The following is a 315-nucleotide window of genomic DNA, read 5'->3' on the forward strand; positions in this document are numbered from 1 at the left end:
TCTGTCACTGCATCTTCAACATCAGAATCATCAAGAGAGGAGGGGGAAAAGCTTGTGGATTCTTGTTGATTTAATGCTGCTAAATCTTCAGGGGGTTCCGAATTATCAATAAGAAATTGTTGTGTATTTTCTTGTTTTTCATTTTGTCCCGTTGTTTGTTTATAAATATCTAAATTATGCTCAACATCATTCTTTGTTTCTGTTGATTGATGTTTAAATTTAAAAGGTGTATTGTCAGCGTGGATAATAGGTGTGCTTTCATTCTTTTGTGAGGACATAAAAAAGCGAGAATAACCTACAAAACTAACTGCTATC

1 pseudogene is annotated in these 315 nt (G+C 33.7%); it reads right to left on the reverse strand.

Features of this window, described 5'->3' with window-relative positions:
* Positions 1–315, reverse strand: a pseudogene (locus tag ACFINZ_RS11295) (SPOR domain-containing protein); the annotation flags it as partial.

It is taken from the genome of Bartonella sp. AA81SXKL, assembly GCF_042196945.1.
In the GTDB taxonomy this organism is placed as follows: Bacteria; Pseudomonadota; Alphaproteobacteria; order Rhizobiales; family Rhizobiaceae; genus Bartonella.